13 protein-coding genes and 2 pseudogenes are annotated in these 16,755 nt (G+C 61.5%); 7 read left to right on the plus strand and 8 right to left on the minus strand.

The genetic code is table 11. The features are described 5' to 3' along the window. On the plus strand, positions 1-430 hold a 430-nt coding region (locus tag ACLPJJ_RS05645), incomplete at its 5' end, for a hypothetical protein (protein WP_443589975.1). Between the two features lie 33 nt (positions 431-463). Then, positions 464-1,414: a fumarylacetoacetate hydrolase family protein gene (locus ACLPJJ_RS05650; protein WP_443589976.1), complete on the plus strand. Its 951-nt coding sequence runs from the start codon at positions 464-466 to the stop codon at positions 1,412-1,414. Between the two features lie 62 nt (positions 1,415-1,476). On the opposite strand, the gene ACLPJJ_RS05655 is transcribed toward ACLPJJ_RS05650, so the two are convergent. Then, entirely contained in the window at positions 1,477-2,148 is a 672-nt protein-coding gene (locus tag ACLPJJ_RS05655; RefSeq protein ID WP_443589977.1) for a TetR/AcrR family transcriptional regulator, read from the minus strand. A gap of 438 nt (positions 2,149-2,586) precedes the next feature. On the opposite strand from ACLPJJ_RS05655, the gene ACLPJJ_RS05660 reads away from it, so the two are divergent. From ACLPJJ_RS05660 to ACLPJJ_RS05670, 3 genes are read left to right on the plus strand one after another with little or no spacing between them, the layout of a single operon-like run. After that, positions 2,587-4,224, plus strand: coding sequence for an efflux transporter outer membrane subunit (locus tag ACLPJJ_RS05660; RefSeq protein ID WP_443589978.1), 1,638 nt, complete (start codon positions 2,587-2,589; stop codon positions 4,222-4,224). 5 nt (positions 4,225-4,229) lie between these two features. After that, positions 4,230-5,399, plus strand: coding sequence for an efflux RND transporter periplasmic adaptor subunit (locus tag ACLPJJ_RS05665; RefSeq protein WP_443589979.1), 1,170 nt, complete (start codon positions 4,230-4,232; stop codon positions 5,397-5,399). An 8-nt stretch (positions 5,400-5,407) separates the two neighbouring features. Then, positions 5,408-8,584 carry an efflux RND transporter permease subunit gene (locus tag ACLPJJ_RS05670; RefSeq protein ID WP_443589980.1) on the plus strand — a complete coding sequence of 1,059 codons (3,177 nt, stop codon included), beginning with the start codon at positions 5,408-5,410 and terminating at the stop codon, positions 8,582-8,584. 95 nt (positions 8,585-8,679) lie between these two features. Here the strand turns inward: ACLPJJ_RS05670 and ACLPJJ_RS05675 are convergent, their stop codons facing one another. Beyond that, positions 8,680-9,285 carry a TetR/AcrR family transcriptional regulator gene (locus ACLPJJ_RS05675; protein WP_443589981.1) on the minus strand — a complete coding sequence of 202 codons (606 nt, stop codon included), beginning with the start codon at positions 9,283-9,285 and terminating at the stop codon, positions 8,680-8,682. Between the two features lie 97 nt (positions 9,286-9,382). Between ACLPJJ_RS05675 and ACLPJJ_RS05680 the strand changes: the two genes are divergently transcribed. Further along, positions 9,383-11,188 (plus strand): FAD-dependent monooxygenase, encoded by a 1,806-nt coding sequence (locus ACLPJJ_RS05680; RefSeq protein WP_443589982.1) that lies wholly within the window; start codon positions 9,383-9,385, stop codon positions 11,186-11,188. Then, entirely contained in the window at positions 11,182-11,952 is a 771-nt protein-coding gene (locus ACLPJJ_RS05685; RefSeq protein ID WP_443589983.1) for an NAD(P)H-binding protein, read from the plus strand. Before ACLPJJ_RS05680 ends, ACLPJJ_RS05685 begins: the two co-directional genes overlap by 7 nt. A 66-nt stretch (positions 11,953-12,018) precedes the next feature. Here ACLPJJ_RS05685 and ACLPJJ_RS05690 read toward each other — a convergent pair. The 6 genes and pseudogenes from ACLPJJ_RS05690 to ACLPJJ_RS05715 form a co-directional block, all read right to left on the minus strand. Further along, a pseudogene (locus ACLPJJ_RS05690) lies at positions 12,019-12,165 on the minus strand (IS630 family transposase); the annotation flags it as partial. A 164-nt stretch (positions 12,166-12,329) separates the two neighbouring features. Further along, complete coding sequence (gene tnpC, locus ACLPJJ_RS05695) at positions 12,330-13,979, minus strand: IS66 family transposase (protein WP_443589984.1); 1,650 nt, start codon at positions 13,977-13,979, stop codon at positions 12,330-12,332. A gap of 57 nt (positions 13,980-14,036) precedes the next feature. Next, positions 14,037-14,384: an IS66 family insertion sequence element accessory protein TnpB gene (gene tnpB / locus ACLPJJ_RS05700; RefSeq protein ID WP_443589985.1), complete on the minus strand. Its 348-nt coding sequence runs from the start codon at positions 14,382-14,384 to the stop codon at positions 14,037-14,039. Next, positions 14,381-14,743, minus strand: coding sequence for an IS66-like element accessory protein TnpA (tnpA, locus tag ACLPJJ_RS05705; RefSeq protein WP_443589986.1), 363 nt, complete (start codon positions 14,741-14,743; stop codon positions 14,381-14,383). The genes tnpB and tnpA overlap by 4 nt, the downstream gene beginning before the upstream one ends. A gap of 113 nt (positions 14,744-14,856) precedes the next feature. Continuing rightward, positions 14,857-15,769: pseudogene (locus ACLPJJ_RS05710) on the minus strand (transposase). A gap of 120 nt (positions 15,770-15,889) precedes the next feature. Then, positions 15,890-16,755: glycosyltransferase family 2 protein (locus ACLPJJ_RS05715; RefSeq protein WP_443589987.1), on the minus strand; the 866-nt coding region annotated here is incomplete at its 5' end.

The following is a 16,755-nucleotide window of genomic DNA, read 5'->3' on the forward strand; positions in this document are numbered from 1 at the left end:
CAACGCCCGGGTTGAGCCCCAGCCGGGCGCGATTGACGATCCGCTGGAGCGGATCGCGGCCGGATGCATGGCCTTTATCGGCCAGGCGGTGCGCGACCCGGCCTGGGGCGCCCTGACCGCGCGCGGAACGTGGGCGTTCCCCGGGGTCGCCGGCGCGGCGCGTGAGCACCTAAGAGAGAATCTGCGGCATGCCGCCTTGCAAGGGCGTCTCGCGCCGCTCCCCGCCGAAGTCGGCTTCGACATCGTCATGGGGATTGTTCTGCAGGCAATGCGTTCGGCGAGCGAGAGCCGATTGTCGGCGTCGGATGTCCCGCTGGCAGTTTGCGGAACCTTGCGCGCGCTTGGCGTCTCTGCCGGGGAGGCGGAACGGATCGTAGACCGCCTCCCCGAGCCGCTACCCGCGCCCTCGTCTAACCTCCGGTCTCAATAACCGGTTTCCATCAAAACCAAAGGAGTGAACGTTATGGCGACAAATCTCTTGCACTACGAAGTCAATGGAACTTCGCATTGGGGCGTCGTGTCGAAGTCAGGGATCGCGCCGCTCGACGGCGAGTATCCGACGACAGCGGCGTTGATCGAACGCGGCGAGGCCGATTGGCGAGCGGCGGCGGCGAAGACGCCAAGCATTAAAATCGATTCTGTCACAATCCTTTCGCCGGTGACCACGCCCTGCCGCGTCTACTGCCAGGGCGCCAACTATCGCCAACACATGATCGAGTCCGGCATGGATCCGGACGCGAAGCTGTTCAATATGTTCTTCACCAAATCCGACGCGTCGGTCAGCTCCGCGCGCGGCGTCGTTCGGCGGCCCGAGCACGTGGCACTGCTCGATTACGAAATCGAGCTGGCGCTCATATTCCGCCGGCCGATAACGTCGGCGGTGACAGTCACCAGGGATTCGCTCAAGGATTACGTGTTCGCGATCGCCATTGCCAACGACCTCAGCGCGCGCGACGTGCAACTGCCGCAAACCCAGTTCTTCAAGGGCAAGAGCTACCGGGGCTTTTGCCCGATCGGCCCCTGGTTGACCCTGCTCGAGCCGGAGGAGTTCGGCTATCTCGATCAACTTGATCTCCAGCTCACCGTCAACGGGACCGTTCGTCAGATCGATACGACAGGTAATCTCGTGTTCAAGCCCGCCGAGACGATCTCGGAGCTGTCGACATTCGCCAACGTCGCGCCGGGGGACGTGCTGCTAACTGGTACGCCCAGCGGATGTGCGCTTCGCGTGCCGCCTCCGCCGATCCGCCGGCTGGTTCAGCTGCTGCCGGAGCGGCAGTTTTGGAAACTGTTTCTCAATGGGCAGCGCCGCCGTCCGCAGTATCTTCAGCCTGGAGACCGGATCAACGCCCGCATTCATAGCGCCGACGGCCGGGTAGACCTCGGCGAGCAGATGACCGAGGTCCTCGGCTGACCTTTGCTAATGGCTCGTCAGCGGCGTTCCTTTTTGGGGCGGCCCACGGCTTTCGTCCGCCTTCAGTCTGCATTCGCGGCGCAAGGCGCGGTGCGTGCGGCGCGCGCTACGCGAGCCACTTGCGCGAGCGCCGAGGTCGCTTGCGATTCCTCGGCGCCGATGGCGCGCAGTACAGAACGGATTGCCGGCTGCCGGTCGCCCGGCGAAAGGCGGCCTTCGCCGATCGCCGCCAAGACCTGGAGCACGACGCCGAGCACCGCCTCCAGGCCCAGAGCAAACGAAAGGTCACCGTGGGGAGCCGTGTCGATAACACGCTCCAGATCCTCCGACAGCCGGCGGCGGGCAGATTCGCCGACCGCCGGATAGTATCGCGCCATTCGAGCCACCAGCGAGGCCCAGTCCGGGTCGTCCAGCGCCTTTTCAAGGAATGCATCGCAGCCGAATGCGATTCGAACGAGCGGGTCGTCGATCGATAGCCGATGCGGCTGAAGCATTTCGTCGAAGGTCTTGATCAGGTCGTCAGCAACGGCGGCGGTCAGCGCGTGCATGTCTTTGAAATGGACGTAAAAAGTTCCCTTCGCGACCCCAGCCTCGCTGACGAGGTCATCGACCGTGACGGAGTCCCATGGGCACTTTGCGAAGAGCGCATTCGCAGCCGCCAGGATTTGCGCCCTGGTTCTGGCGCGCTTCTCCGCGCCAATCTCGGCCCGCCGCTCAAGGTTGATCTTCGCCATGTCGCCTCTTGCTCCAAATCAAGATGTTAGTCTATAACGTCAAACTGACCAAATCGTCTTTGTTTATCGCCAGACGCCTCTACGCAGCAAGCCCTACCCTGCTCCCCAGCGGCCCAATATCGTCTAGATCCTCTCCGACGAGCAGGGGTGGAAGGATGTCGGCTATCATGGCTCGGATATCCGAACTCCGAACATCGATGCTCTCGCCAAAGGTGGCGCGCGTCCGGAGCGGTTCTGTGAACGCTACGCGGAACTGCATTGATTTGTCTTGCAAGTCCCGTTTTCCAAGCGTTCTATGTTTGAGCGAATTCATTGCAAGGGTGGCGTCAGATATGGCTCAGTATGGCGGTGATGAATTTTGGCCCCTCACATGGGCGCGGGCAGGCCAGGCGGTGACCCCAGCGGTTGCTCATCAAGGTGCCTTAAGCACCACGCCGGGTGAGATGCAACTGCAAGCGAGGGTTTCCGTCGCTTCAGAGTCCGCCCAGCGCTTTTGGTGACGCCTTGATGCCTCCGCCGCACCGTATCGCGCTTGCTGTCGTTCCGGCGCTGGCTCTGGCTGGCTGCATGGTTGGCCCCAACTTTACAACGCCCAAGACCGACGTCGCCGGTCAGTATCAAAACGCCGGGCATCTCCAGGCCGGCGCGGTTAACGATGCCATCTGGTGGCAGAATTTCAACGACCCTGTTCTTACCCAGCTTATCCAGATTGGCTATCAGAACAATCTGTCAGTACAGGTTGCTGGCCTGCGCGTACTCCAGGCGCGCGCGCAACTGGCCGCGGCCGTGGGTGAGCTTTATCCGCAGCAACAGGGCGCATTCGGCAGCTATACCTATGAGCGCCAAAGCGAGGCCGCGCCGACCAATATCGATGGCATCGCCACGTATCTAAATGTCGCCCAGCTTGGCTTCACGGCGAACTGGGAGCTGGATTTTTGGGGTAAATTCCGCCGCGCGGTCCAGGCGAACGATGCCGATTTCCTGGGCTCGATCGATGCGTATGACGCTGCTTTGGTCACTCTCACCTCGGACATCGCCAAAACCTATATCAGCATCCGCACGCTACAGGCGCAAATTCAGGTCGCCCAGACCAATATCGGGGTGCAGACCGAAAGCCTGCGCATCGCCAGGGTGCAGTTCAATGCCGGACAAACCAGCCAGCTGGACGTACAACAGGCCCAGACACAACTTGGCATCACTCAGGCGACATTGCCAACGCTGCAGGCTCAGCTTGGCACCCAGAAAGATGCGCTCGCGGTCCTGCTGGGCACCACGCCCGACAAGGTTGACCCCCTGCTGGCGGGCGGCACCGCCATTCCGCAGGCGCCATCCGGCGTCGCCATCGGCATCCCGAAAGACCTGCTCCGGCAGCGGCCGGATGTGAAACAGGCAGAACTTGCCGCGGCCAGCCAGTCGGCGCTGCTCGGTGTCGCCAAGGCGCAGCTCTACCCGGCGCTCTCACTCTCCGGCACTTTTGGCTGGGAATCCAGCACATCCAATGGCGCCTCATTGGGCAATCTGTTCAATTGGTCCGACCGGGCCATCACACTCGGCCCCTCGGTACAAATTCCGCTGTTCAATTACGGCCAGCTCACCAACCAGGTGCGCGCGCAGGACGCGGCATTCGAGCAATCAATCCTGAACTATCAGAACACCGTCCTGCAGGCCCAGCAGGAGGTGCAGGACGCCATTACCGATTACGTGCAGGCGCAAAACGCCGTGGTGGCGCTCAATGTTGCCGCTGAGTCGGCGGTGCAAGCAACCAACCTCGCCATGATCCGCTATATTGACGGCGCCACCGATTACACCACGGTACTGACCGTCGAGCAGGCACAGTTGCAGGTCCAGAATTCGCTGGCAGTCGCCGAGGGGAATGTGCCGCAATCACTTGTGGCCCTCTACGCCGCTCTCGGCGGTGGCTGGCAGATCGCCCAAGGCCATGACGTCATACCCGAAAGCATCAAGGCCGACATGGCGCGCCGGACCAACTGGGGCGGCCTGCTCACCCCGGAGAATCATGCGGCGCCCACGACCCGTACTGAACAGTTTAAGCAAACCTATGTGCCAACCTGGTGACCCGCATGAGAAGGTGTAGCGTCTCCTCAAAACGCCGTTCCGCACAGCTCGCCGGGCTGCTGCTTGCAGTTTCGCTTGCTGGCTGCGGCAAGAGCAACACCTACCAGCCGCCGCCGCCGCCGCCGGTCGTCACGAGCAAGCCCGTGCAGATGCCAATGACCACCTATCTCAATGTCACCGGCAGCACGGTGGCGGTGAACTCGGTGCAGCTCGTGGCCCGCGTCTCCGGCTATCTTACCAGCATCGACTACACGGACGGCAGCGTCGTCAAAAAGGGCCAGCAGCTTTTCGTCATCGAGCAGCCGCCTTACGTCGCCAAGTTGCAACAGGCACAGGCCGCGGTCGCCCAGGCGAAGGCGCAGGTGATTTACGCGCAAGCGCAATATGACCGCCAGCTGGTGATGATTAAGCAAAACGCCACCTCGCAGGCCAATGTTGAACAATGGCTGGCAACCCGGGATGCGGACCAGGCGCAAGTGCTGGAAGCCATTGCGAATGAGCAAATAGCGCAAATCAATTACGGCTATACCTCTGTCACCGCGCCTTTCGACGGGCGGGTCAGCCGGCATCTGGTCGATGCTGGCAATCTGGTCGGTAATGGGACCGCTACCAATCTCGCCACAATCGACCAGCTCAACCCGATCTATGTTTATTTTAACATCAATGAGTTGGACCTGCTGAAGATCCGGGCCGCGCTGATCGCCATGGGGCGCAACCCGAATAATGTGACCGGCTCACCGGTTTTCGTCGCTCTGCAATCGGAAGCCGATTATCCACATCCCGGTAAAATTGATTATGTCGCCACCAGCCTGGACCCATCTACCGGCACCCTCCAGGTCCGCGCCGTGCTCAATAACGACAGCGACATTCTGCTGCCTGGCCTGTTTGTCCGCGCGCGAATTCCGCTCGGCGGCGCCCGGCAGCAACTGGCTTTGCCTGACGCCGCGGTGCAGAGCGACCAGGCGGGCCCCTATGTTTATGTCGTCGGCGCTGACAACGTCGTCTCCCAGGTCCGCGTGCAAACCGGCGTCGACGAAAACGGCTTTATCGCGGTGACCGGCCTTGATCCCGCGGCTCAGGTGATCGTCGATGGCGTGCAGAACGCCGCACCAGGCAGCGCGGTCGCGCCGACCGAACATGATCTCTCCGCCCCCGCAGCCAGTAATCCCGGCTAGGTCATCCCATGCTCTCACAATTTTTCATCGAACGGCCGGTTCTCGCGAACGTTATCGCCGCCCTGTTCATCCTACTGGGGCTGGTCGCCATTGCTACCTTGCCTATTGCGGAATATCCGGAAATCGTTCCGCCTACCATTCAGGTTACCACCAGCGACCCGGGGGCTGACGCCAAGACTCTGGTGAATACTGTTGCCCTGCCCATCGAACAGCAGGTCAACGGCGTACAGGACATGCTGTACATGCAGTCCACCAGCACCAGCGGCGGCAATTATACGCTCATCGTCACGTTCAAGGTTGGCACGGATCTCAACTTCGCGCAGGTGCTGGTGCAGAACCGTGTGTCCGCGGCGCTTGCCCAGTTGCCGTCCGCGGTGCAGCGCCAAGGCGTTGTCGTTCAGCAGAAATCCACCGCGATTTTGCAGTTCATCACCCTCACCTCTCCGCACAAAACCTATGATGGATTGTTTCTGAACAACTACGCCATCATCAACATGCAGAACGAGCTGGCGCGGCTGCCGGGCGTGGGCAATGTGAATGTCTACGGCACTGGCGAATACGCCATGCGCATCTGGCTCGACCCCGAAAAGATGCAAGGCTTCGGTCTGACGCCCAATGATGTCATTAACGCGCTGCGCGAGCAAAATGTCGCCGTGCCGGCTGGCCAGATCGGCGGGCCGCCCGTCAGCTCACCGCAAGCCTATCAGCTCACCGTCAACGTGCCGGGCCTGCTCTCGGACCCCAATCAGTTCGCCAATATCATCGTCAAGTCGAGCAGCGCCGTCAGCGCCAGCGGCGTAACGGCCAGCCAGATTGTCCGCATACGCGATGTCGGCCGGGTCGAGCTTGGCTCCGTCAACTACAACATTCAATCCAGCCTTGACGGTCAGCCCTGTGCCTCCATCGCCATTTATCAAACGCCAGGCGCGAACGCGCTCGCCGTCGCCAATGAAGTCCGCCGCGCAGTCGCGAAAATGGCGAAGCAGTTCCCGCCGGACATGCAGTACAACATTCCGTTCGACACGACGACTTTCGTATCGGAATCGGTTCATGAGGTTTACAAGACCCTGTTCGAAGCCGGCCTCCTCGTACTCGCCGTGATCCTGGTGTTTCTGCAGAGCCTCCGCGCCACTTTTGTGCCTGCCACCACAATCCCGGTCACCATCATCGGCGCCTTCGCGGCCATGGCCATGCTGCATTTTTCCATCAACATTCTCACGCTGCTGGGGCTGGTACTCGCCATCGGCATCGTGGTCGATGACGCCATCGTGGTGGTCGAAGGTGTCACCCATAAAATGGAAGTTGAGGGGGCGGACGCGAAAAAGGGCGCGATCAGTGCGATGAAGGATCTGACCAGCCCGATTGTCGGCATCACCTTGGTGTTGATGTCGGTGTTTATTCCCGCTGGTTTCATGCCCGGCATTACCGGCCAGATGTACGCCCAGTTTGCCCTGGTGATCGCCTCCACCGCGCTGATCAGCGCCATTGTCGCGCTGACACTCAGCCCTACCCAATGCGCGTTGTTTCTCAAGCCGGCGAAACCCAACGCCAAAAAGAACATTGTCTTTCGTGCCTTCGATCGGCTCTACTATCCGCTCGAAGACGCCTATGTGCGACTCATCGACCGCATGGTCCACCACAGCGTGCTGATGGCGGTCATTGGCCTCGGGCTGATCGCTCTGGCCATTTTTGGCCTCGGCCGGATTCCCTCCGCCTTCATCCCGATCGAGGATCAGGGCTACATGATGGTCAGCGTTCAGTTGCCGGATTCTGCCTCGATCGGCCGCACCAATGCCATGCTCGCTCTCCTTGACGGCAAGATCGCCAAATTGCCCAGTGTCGAGAACCAGATTACCGTCAGCGGCGTCTCACTGCTCGATAATAGCGCCACGCTTTTTAATGCCGGCGTTATCTACGTCATGCTGAAGCCCTGGGACGTTCGCGGCAGCAAGGAAGGCCTCCTGCCGGTTTACAAGGAACTCAGCGAGATCGCCGCTTCAACGCCCGGCGCCAAGATTCTGGTGGTCCCGCCGCCGCCGATTCAGGGCCTTGGCCAATCCGGCGGGTTCCAGGGTGTTGCCGAGTTGCAGGATGGCAGCTTTGACTACGCCAAACTGCAACAGGTTGCCGACCTCATCACCCGCGACGCGAACAGCCAGAGCGGGTTGGCGAACGTTTTCACCACCTACCGGTCGCAAGCGCCGCAGGTCTCGTTTGTTGTGGATCGTACCAAGGCGCGCTCCCTTGGTGTCGCCGTCGGCGACGCTTACGACACGCTGCAGAGCTACCTAGGCTCATCCTATGTCAATCTCTTCACGAAATACGGTCAGGTTTTCCCGGTCTATGTTCAGGCAGATCCCAGCGCCCGCATGACCCCTGCAGACGTGCGCAATTACAATGTCCGCAACAATACGGGGCTTATGGTGCCGCTGGGCACGCTGGCCGATATCACGCCGAGCCGTGGTCCGCCGATTATCACGCTTTACAATACCTATCCGAGCGCCATGATCAACGGCGCCTCGGCGCCAGGCTATAGTTCGGGCCAGTCCTTGAGCGTCATGGACGATTTGACCCGGCACGTGCTTCCCTCCGGCTTCGGCTTTGAATGGACCTCCACGGCATATCAGGAAAAACTCGCAGGTAATGCCAGCACACTGATTTTCGGCCTGTCTCTGCTCCTTGTGTACTTGGTCCTCGCTGGCCAGTATGAAAGCTGGATCACGCCGATCTCGGTTCTGCTGGCCGTACCACTGGCTTTGTTGGGGACCGTCGGCGCCCTCACCGCGCTCGGCTTGGCGAACAACATCTACACCCAGATCGGTTTGGTTCTGTTGATCGCGATGGCCGCCAAAAACGCCATTCTCATCGTCGAGGTTGCCCGCGAGCAACGCTCCTCGCAAGGCAAGACCGTCATAGAAGCGGCGGTATTGGCGGCGAAAACCCGTTTCCGGCCGATCGTCATGACCTCGTTCGCCTTTATTCTCGGCGTTACACCTTTGATCTTGGCTTCGGGGGCCGGCGCAAATTCCCGCAAGTCGATCGGGATTGCGGTGGCCAGCGGCATGCTCGCCTCCACGTGTATCGCCGTTGTGTTTGTGCCGTCTTTCTACGTTGTGCTACAGCGTTTCAGTGAGCGCCGCCGCAAGAAGACCGCGGAAACGCTGGCTCCCGCGTCCGACAAATAGCCATGGTCATAACGGGAGACGATAAGCCAAACCCTCCGCTAATTCAGGCAGCCAGTTGTCTCAAACCATTCGATGACGGACATCTGGCCGCGTCTCTAGGAAAGCTTCGGTAAGGGCGGCAAGTCCAGGTTGGCGATCGTCCTGGCTTCCCTTGGCGCGACGCCCAACGCGCGAAGGACGAGTTCGGCCGCGTCGGCCCCGCTCGCGCGCCATGTCTTGTGGCCTTCGACAACCAACATCATGGCGGAAAGCGTCGATCCCGAGATCATCCCAAGCGCGGACTGGACCTGGTCTGGATCGATGCTGTAACGCTTCTGCTCCTGCCCTCGGCGCAAGTCGCCCGCCGGCGCACCGCCCCAGATGGCGCGCAGCGAATCATTGCTGAAGGTGTAGCGAACGATGAACCGCCCCCAGACGGGCTCCTCATGCGCACGGCGGACGAAGAACCGGATTCCGTTGGCAAGCCGGTGCGCGGGGTCGTCGATCTCCGCAAAGCTGCTGACGATCCTTCGGAGCATCTCGTCCGCGAGTCCCGCCGCCACTTCCTCGAACAAGGCGTCGGTCGAGCCGAGGTTGTTGTAGACGGTGCCGCGCGCGATGCCGGCCTCCTCGGCCAGTTCGCTGACGGTCAACTGCGTCACGCCTCTCTCCGCGAAGATTCGGAGGGCGGCGTCGTGAATGCGGGTCTCTGCGGTGCTCATCGAAGGGAAAAGCTTAGCATCAGATTTTCAGTTGACAAATTGAACATCGACGTTCAATATACGACAACATAATTCAAAACAAGTGAGGAAATCCAAGATGAACACCGTAATCGCGGCAAAGATTGCAGATGTCGAAGTGCCCGTCCTGATCGTCGGTGGCGGCGGCGCGGGTCTGACCTGCTCGATGCTGCTGGCGCAACTTGGCGTCGAGAGCCTTCTCGTCAGCTCGCTGCCTACAACGTCGATTCTGCCGAAGGCGCACGTGTTGAATCAGCGCACCATGGAAATACTCGCCGATGTCGGCCTCGCCGAAGCGATCTATGCCAGGAGCACGCCCGCTGAGAACATGAGCGCAATGGGTTGGTATGCCGGCCTCGCCGGTCCGGATCCGGATTTCGGCCGGCTGATCGGCAAGATCGAGACCTGGGGCTGCGGATACAACAATCTCAACTGGATGCAGGCCAGCCCGTGCCGTAGCGCCAATCTCCCCCAGATTCGCCTTGAGCCGGTCATGAAGACGCGTGCCGAAGAGCTAAGTCCTGGCGCCATTCGCTTCCACCACGAACTTGTCGGGCTCGAACAGGATAGCAACGGTGTGGTCGCCCGCATCAGGAACAACGACGACGGCACCGAGTATACGGTTAGGGCCCGCTACCTGCTTGGGTGCGATGGCGGCCGCACCGTTCCCCGGATGGTCGGCATCCCCTACGAGGGCCTGGGTGTGATCGCCCAGACTGCCACAGCACATATCTCGGCCGACCTGTCGAAGGTCGCGCGAGATCCGGATGTGCTGATCCGTTGGATCTGGTGCCCCGCGATCGGCGAGATGGCGGTTCTGGTGCCCATGGGGCCGCACCGTTGGGGCCCGGACAGCGAAGAGTGGGTCTTTCACGTCACCTACCGGGGCGAAGGTCCGAAAGATCTCACTGACGAGCAGATCGAAAGGAACATGCGCCTGGCGCTTGGCATTCCTGACCTGCCGCTGACGATCCACAAGATCACGCGCTGGTCGTTGGAAGGGGTGCTGGCGTCGAGAATCCGCGCGGGCCATGTGTTCCTGGTTGGCGATGCGGCACATCGACATCCGCCCACAGGCGGCCTCGGCCTCACCAGCGGTATCCAGGACGCGCATAATCTGTGCTGGAAGCTTGCCGCCGTGCTCAAGGGCCAGGCGGGCGAAGCCCTGCTCGACAGCTACGAACCGGAACGGCGCCCTGTGGATGCCCGCAACATCCAGCGTTCGATGGAAAATTCAATGGCGCATATGGAAGCGGGACAGACGTTCGGCCTCATGCCTGGCGCGCCGGCGGAAGCCAACTGGGCGCAATTCAAGAGGATCTGGAGCGGCAAGCCCGAGGATGCAGACCATCGACGCGCAGCCCTGCGCGCCATCCGACGGATCAGCATGGAAGCCAACGAGCTGAACGTCGAATATGGCTATCGCTATCGGTCCGCGGCCGTTGTCCCGGACGGTTCACCGGAGCCGCAGGCGATCGACGACGTCCACCTCTACGAGCCGAGCACCTATCCGGGGAGCCCCTTGCCGCACGCCTGGATCGACGATGATGCCGGCAACCGGCGACCGTTGAAGGATCTGGTCGAGCCTGGCCGCTTTCTTCTGATCGCGGGCGAAGACGGGGAGGATTGGTGCTCCGCAGCCGCAGCTATCGCTCGCGCCAACGATCTGCCGATTGATGCGTTGCGTATCGGTCACATCGATGGGGACCTGTACGACACGCGCCTGGCCTGGACGCAGTTCCGCGGTATTTCGGCGAAGGGGGCTGTACTGGTGCGACCCGACCGGGTGATCTGCTGGCGTAGCGCCGGACCCTCCGAAATCCCGGCGGCCACGCTTGGCGAAGCTCTCGGGTCGGTGCTGGGTCGCGGTCTGCGCACATGCTGACCAAGGACACGGGCGGTCCAGCGATGATCCCTTACTGCATTGTCGGCGGGACGCGCGGGACCGGCATGCAGATCGCGCGACAGCTCGTCGAGCGCGGGGCGCCGGTCCGATGCATCGCGCGCGACCCCGTCAAGGCGCGCAATCTGCTTCCGGCCGGCGTCGACATCCGCCAAGGCGACGTGACCGATCCTGCCTCGCTCCGGAGGGCCGAGTTCGGAGAGTGTCGTGCGATCTTCTTCGCTGTGGACTTCACCGGCGGCTTCGGCGGCCGCGGCTTCTTCAAGCCCGCGCGTCAGATCCGCACAGTGACATACGAGGGCCTGGTGAACACGGTGGAGGCCGCCAGGGAGGCAGCGTTCACCGGCCGGTTCATGTTGTTGTCGGGTATGGGGTCGGAACTCCCGTCCTGTACCGGAAGACTGCTCAACGCCATCAAGGGCAACCTGCAGCGTAACCAGCGCGACCGCGATGCGTATCTGCGAAACAGCGGGCTCGACTGGAGCATCGGAAGGGGCGCCGTTCTGACGAACGGGCCCGGCGGACAAGCCGACATTCGCATCACACCGCCGGTCCACCGCCTGTCGATGCTGTGCCGCGTTGCCCGGCCGGATTTCGCCCGCGCCCTGATCGTAGCGGCCGATGCGCCCGTTGCGTCCCGGAAGGTGTTTGATGTCTTCAACGAGCCGGGCATCCCCCCGACCGACGAAGCATTGACCGCACAGTTGAAACATGCGGGATCCGGCACACCCAAATACGGATGCTGATCGAGGCCATCACATCCGCGCATATCCCGGTGGCCAATCCGGGCCAAACCAGAACTCATTTTAACGCTAGTGTTCTGCCTCCAACGCCTGTTTCCCCCGGCGGATCTTGGCGAGGATATCCGCAGCCTTAGCGGCCCAGACGAACGGCTTGGGGTGATCGTTGTGCTCGGCGAGGTAGCTGTGGATGGCGATTTCCAGGTCGGTGGCGCTCTTAGCAGGTGCGGAAATAGGCGTTTATATTGGCCAGTTTCTGCCCGACACGGGCAGCAGCTGCTCTATTAACGGGTGCTTACTCAGCCTTCGGCGGTCACTATAATTCGCTGTTCTGCTTTCTGAAGGGTAAGCATGCGGCGTGGGCCGCAGGTGGGGTTGGTTGATCAGGCTGCGGCGGGGATGATGGAGGCCATGGGCTTCCAGTTCCAGGGCAGCAATTCGTCGAGGCGGTGTGCGGGATGGGCGGCGATGCGGGCCAGGACATCTGCCAGCCACGCCTGAGGATCGACGCCGTTCATCTTGGCGCTGACGATGAGGCTATACATGGCGGCGGCGCGTTGCCCGCCACGGTCGGAGCCGCAGAACAGCCATGATTTTCGGCCCAAAGCGATCCCTCTGAGCGCCCGTTCGGCGGCATTGTTCGAGAGGCAGACACGGCCGTCATCCAGGAACAAGGTGAAGGCATCCTGGCGTTTGAGGATGTAATCGATGGCCTTGGCGAGGTCATGGCCGCGGCTGAGTTTGGCGCGCTGCTCGCGCATGTAGACCAGCAATTCGTCCACGAGCGGCTTGCTCAGCGCCTGGCGAACTTCCCTGCGTTCATCGGGCGTCTTGCCGTTGATGGGCCGCTCAACCTCGAACAGCACGTCGATACGGCGCACGACCTCAATGGCGATGGGTGAAAGCGGAATTTCCTTTTTACCCGCGGCCCTTCGGCGCGCGTTCTCATCGAGATCGGCCATGATGAAGAACGGACGCCTGGCGTGAACCCAGCATGCCGCTTCGACGATGCATCCTGGCCTTCGGTCGGGCGCATAGAGCTGCCGATAACCGTCAAAGGCGTCGGCCTGGAAGATCCCGGAGAAGCCGGCCAGATGTTGCCGTGGATGCTCGCCCCTGCGGTCGCGGGAGTAATAGAACATCGCCGCCGGCGGGGCCGTGCCCCCGAAGGGCCGGTCATCGCGCACATAGACCCAACATCGGCCCGTGTCGGTCTTGCCCTTGGCCAGAACCGGCACGGTGGTGTCGTCGCCATGCAGGCGTGAGGCTTCCAGGATATGAGTTTCGATGCGTCTGCTCAACGGCGCCAGTGCCGCACACGCTGCCCCCACGGCATCGGCCATGGTCGAGAGGCTGATCGGCACACCTTCCCGTGCATAACGCTCGGCCTGGCGGTTGAGCGGCTGGTGTTGCCCGAATTTCTCGAACAGGATCATCGCCAGCAGGCTCGGCCCCGCCCAGCCGCGCGGGATCACATGGAACGGCGCTGGTGATTGGCTGATCTTCTCGCAATCCCGGCAGGTGAATTTTTCCCGCACGGTCTCGATCACCTTCCACTGGCGGGGGATCGATTCCAAACTCTTGGTGATATCCTCGCCCATTTTGCGCAGCCGCGTGCCGCCGCAACAGGTGCAAGACGTGGGCGGGGCGATGACTACGCGCTCGCGCGGCAGGTGTTCAGGGAAGCTGTTCCGTTCCGGGCGCCGGCGGGTAAACCCCGCGACCGACGTGACCTTGGCGACGGCGATCTCGGCGGCCAGCTCATCTTCGGTGGCGCTGGCTTCCAACTCCTCGAACGCGAGCGCCATCTGCTCGACGAGCAAGGATGACCGCTCCGAGCGCGGGCCATAGATCTGGCGCTCCAGTTTGGCGATCCGCAACTTCTGATGCGCGATCAAGGCCAAATCTTCTGACGCCTTGGCACGGGCCACTGCGAGTTCGGCGGCCACCTCCTGCGTCCTGGCGCGCTCGCTCATCAGCGCCGCCTTCAGCGCGTCGATGTCATCCGGCAGGGCTCCTGGATCGGCATCCATGCTGCGATAGAATCACAGATTTTGTCTGCTGGCACCTACAAAATATGGCACACAGCATTATCCGGCGCTCGCGGGACGCCAGCTATGGCGCGGATTTCTCCAATCAATGCCGTCGAGCATATAGCCCAGCTGCGCGGCCGAAATGGCAACAACGCCGCCGCTCGGTGATGGCCAGGTGAAGCGCCCTTTCTCCAGCCGTTTGGCATAAAGCGACATGCCGATGCCATCGTGCCAAAGGATTTTCACCAGATCGCCGCGGGCACCTCTGAACACGTATAAATCGCCGGCATGCGGATCGCGGCCAAGAGCTTGCTGCACCTGCAGCGCCAGGCCGTTCATGCCGCGCCGCATATCTGTCCGGCCCACCGCCAGCCAGACGTGCACACTCGATGGAAAGGCGATCATCGCCGCTCCAACGCATCCAGTACCACACGTAACGCCGCCGCCTTGATGTTGCTGCCGATCCGCACCCGGTAACCGCTCGGCAGTTCAATCTCTATGACATCGGCCGTGGGCGCCGGCGGGGGAGGAGACAGCGGCGGCTGCTCCGGCGTCACAACCACCGGCAAAATCTGCGGTGCTGCTGCATCCGCCACGCCGCCATAAAGCTTGCGCCAGGTAAAAACCTGGTTGGTGTTCACATCATATTGCCGGGCGACCATCGACACCGAAGCGCCGGGCACCGCACATGCCGCCACAATCTCGCGCTTCAACGCCTCAGGCCAGACCTTATGCCGACGCTTCACACGCGAAGTTGTGTCCATTATTTCGGTCGTGGACACTTTCCACCTTCAGGTTACACTCCCCAAAGGCTGACACGGCTGCCAAAAGCCGGGAAGGCGGCCGTTCTCGGAGGGATACTCTGAAGGCGCCATGATCAGGTCACCGCCAGCAGCTTGGGCAACCTTACCAGGTTACAGGCGGCGGTTAGGGTGAAAGTCCAACCGACGCGCTCTTTACCGCAATGGCGGGCCTTGCGGATGCCGCCACAGGTCTTCATCCAGCCGAACGCCTCCCTCGATGCGCTTGCGGATGCGCATGCGCATGCTGACGGCATAGCCGGGATGGCGAGTGGTGCGGCCATCAATGGCCGAGCGCCGGTTCGCGGTGTTCTGCGCCACATGCGGCGTGATGTTGATCTTGCGCAATTTGGCAATGAAGCCGACCACGTCGTAAGCCTTGTCCGCGCCCAGCGTGATACGGTGGCGCCCCTCCAGGCGTTCCAGCATAGTCAGCGCCGCCTCCCGCTCGGCAGTGCCGGTGGCGTGGGTCAGCAAGGCATCGATGATCAGGCCGTGGCGGTTCTCCATCAGCAAATGGCCCATGTGGCAGAGCTTGGCGGCTTGACCCTGCGCCTTCTTATACAGCCGGGCATCGGGATCGGTGGTCGAAGCGTGGGTGTCGTTGCCGCGTTTCTCCCCGCGGAAATCGCGCTCGGCATTGCGGCCCGTGGCCTTCGCCAGGTCGCTACCGTCACGTCCCAGATCGGCGCATCCATCGACAGGCCGACGAACCAGCGGAACATCAGGTTGTAATCCAGTTGCTCTATCAACTGGCGCTCGGATCATACCGAATAGAAGACCTGGACAAGCAGCGCCCGCAGCAACTTCTCCGGCGGAGATCGAGGGGCGGCCGATCGGCGAATAGAGCGTCGCGAATTCGGGCGAAAGCACCGCCAGTGCCTCGTCCACGATGGCCCGGATCTGCCGTAATGGATGATCCAGGGGAACCCGCGCTTCGCAGCTCACATACGAGAACAAACTTTCGGTCTTGATGTCACCGCCGCGCATGCCCCGTCCTCAGTAAGATGATGGCAGTAAGGAATCACGCCATTATGCACAGGGAAAGGGATTTTTTTCGCACCCTGTTAAGCGGGGCAAGTCCACATCGGTTTTCCAGCGACGGAGGATTCAAGTCTCCGCCATCTCCTGCACCTTTGGTAACAACTGGTCTGGCTCTTTTCCTGCGTCCGCAAAGCCTTGGAACATGGCGCTGTAGAGCGTTGGAATAACTTTGAGCGAGCGAAATCGAAACGCTCTCACCATGGCAATGAGCATAAATGTCACGATGAAGCTTGCAACGCCAAGCGGACCACGGTGTTTACGCATGTAATATGCCGTGGACTCAAAGCGGCGGGATTCGCTCTCCAAGGCGTTCTTCTCCCGCGTGCCGCCGGATGGGATAGAAAGATGCACCAACTCCGCCTCCGGTTCGTACATTAGGCGCCACCCGGCGGCGCGGACGCGCGTTGAGAAGTCGGTCTCCTCTAAAAACGGTGTCCGCCGGTCGAACCCCCCAACCTGGCGCACGACCGCCATGCGAAAGCTCATATTCGATCCTTTAACGGACCCAACCTCTACGCGCTCCAGTCCAAACAAATTGAAGACGGTACGACCGTTCCAGGAGACGTGGCAGGCCGTATGGCGCGAATTCATGCGCACAATTCGTTCGACATGCCGGCCCGTCACACCCCCTACGGTCGCATCGGCATAAGCACGTACGTGCGCGCCGATAAAATCTTCAGATAGCAGGATCACATCATCGTCGAGACCTATGACAATCTCGCCACGCGCGCGGGCAAATCCCTCGTTGCGAGCGTTCGAAGGACCTTTTTGGGTCAAATGAAGGTAATGGATGCGCGCATCACCCGAATCCTTGACATACCGCGCGTTGGACGCAGCGTCGCTTGGATCAGACTGATCGATGACCCAGATTTCGTAATCACGGAAAGGCTGGCACCGCACCTGATTCAGTGTCGCTTGCACAACGGAGGCTC

It is taken from the genome of Acidocella sp. (genome assembly GCF_052326845.1).
Lineage (GTDB): Bacteria > Pseudomonadota > Alphaproteobacteria > Acetobacterales > Acetobacteraceae > Acidocella.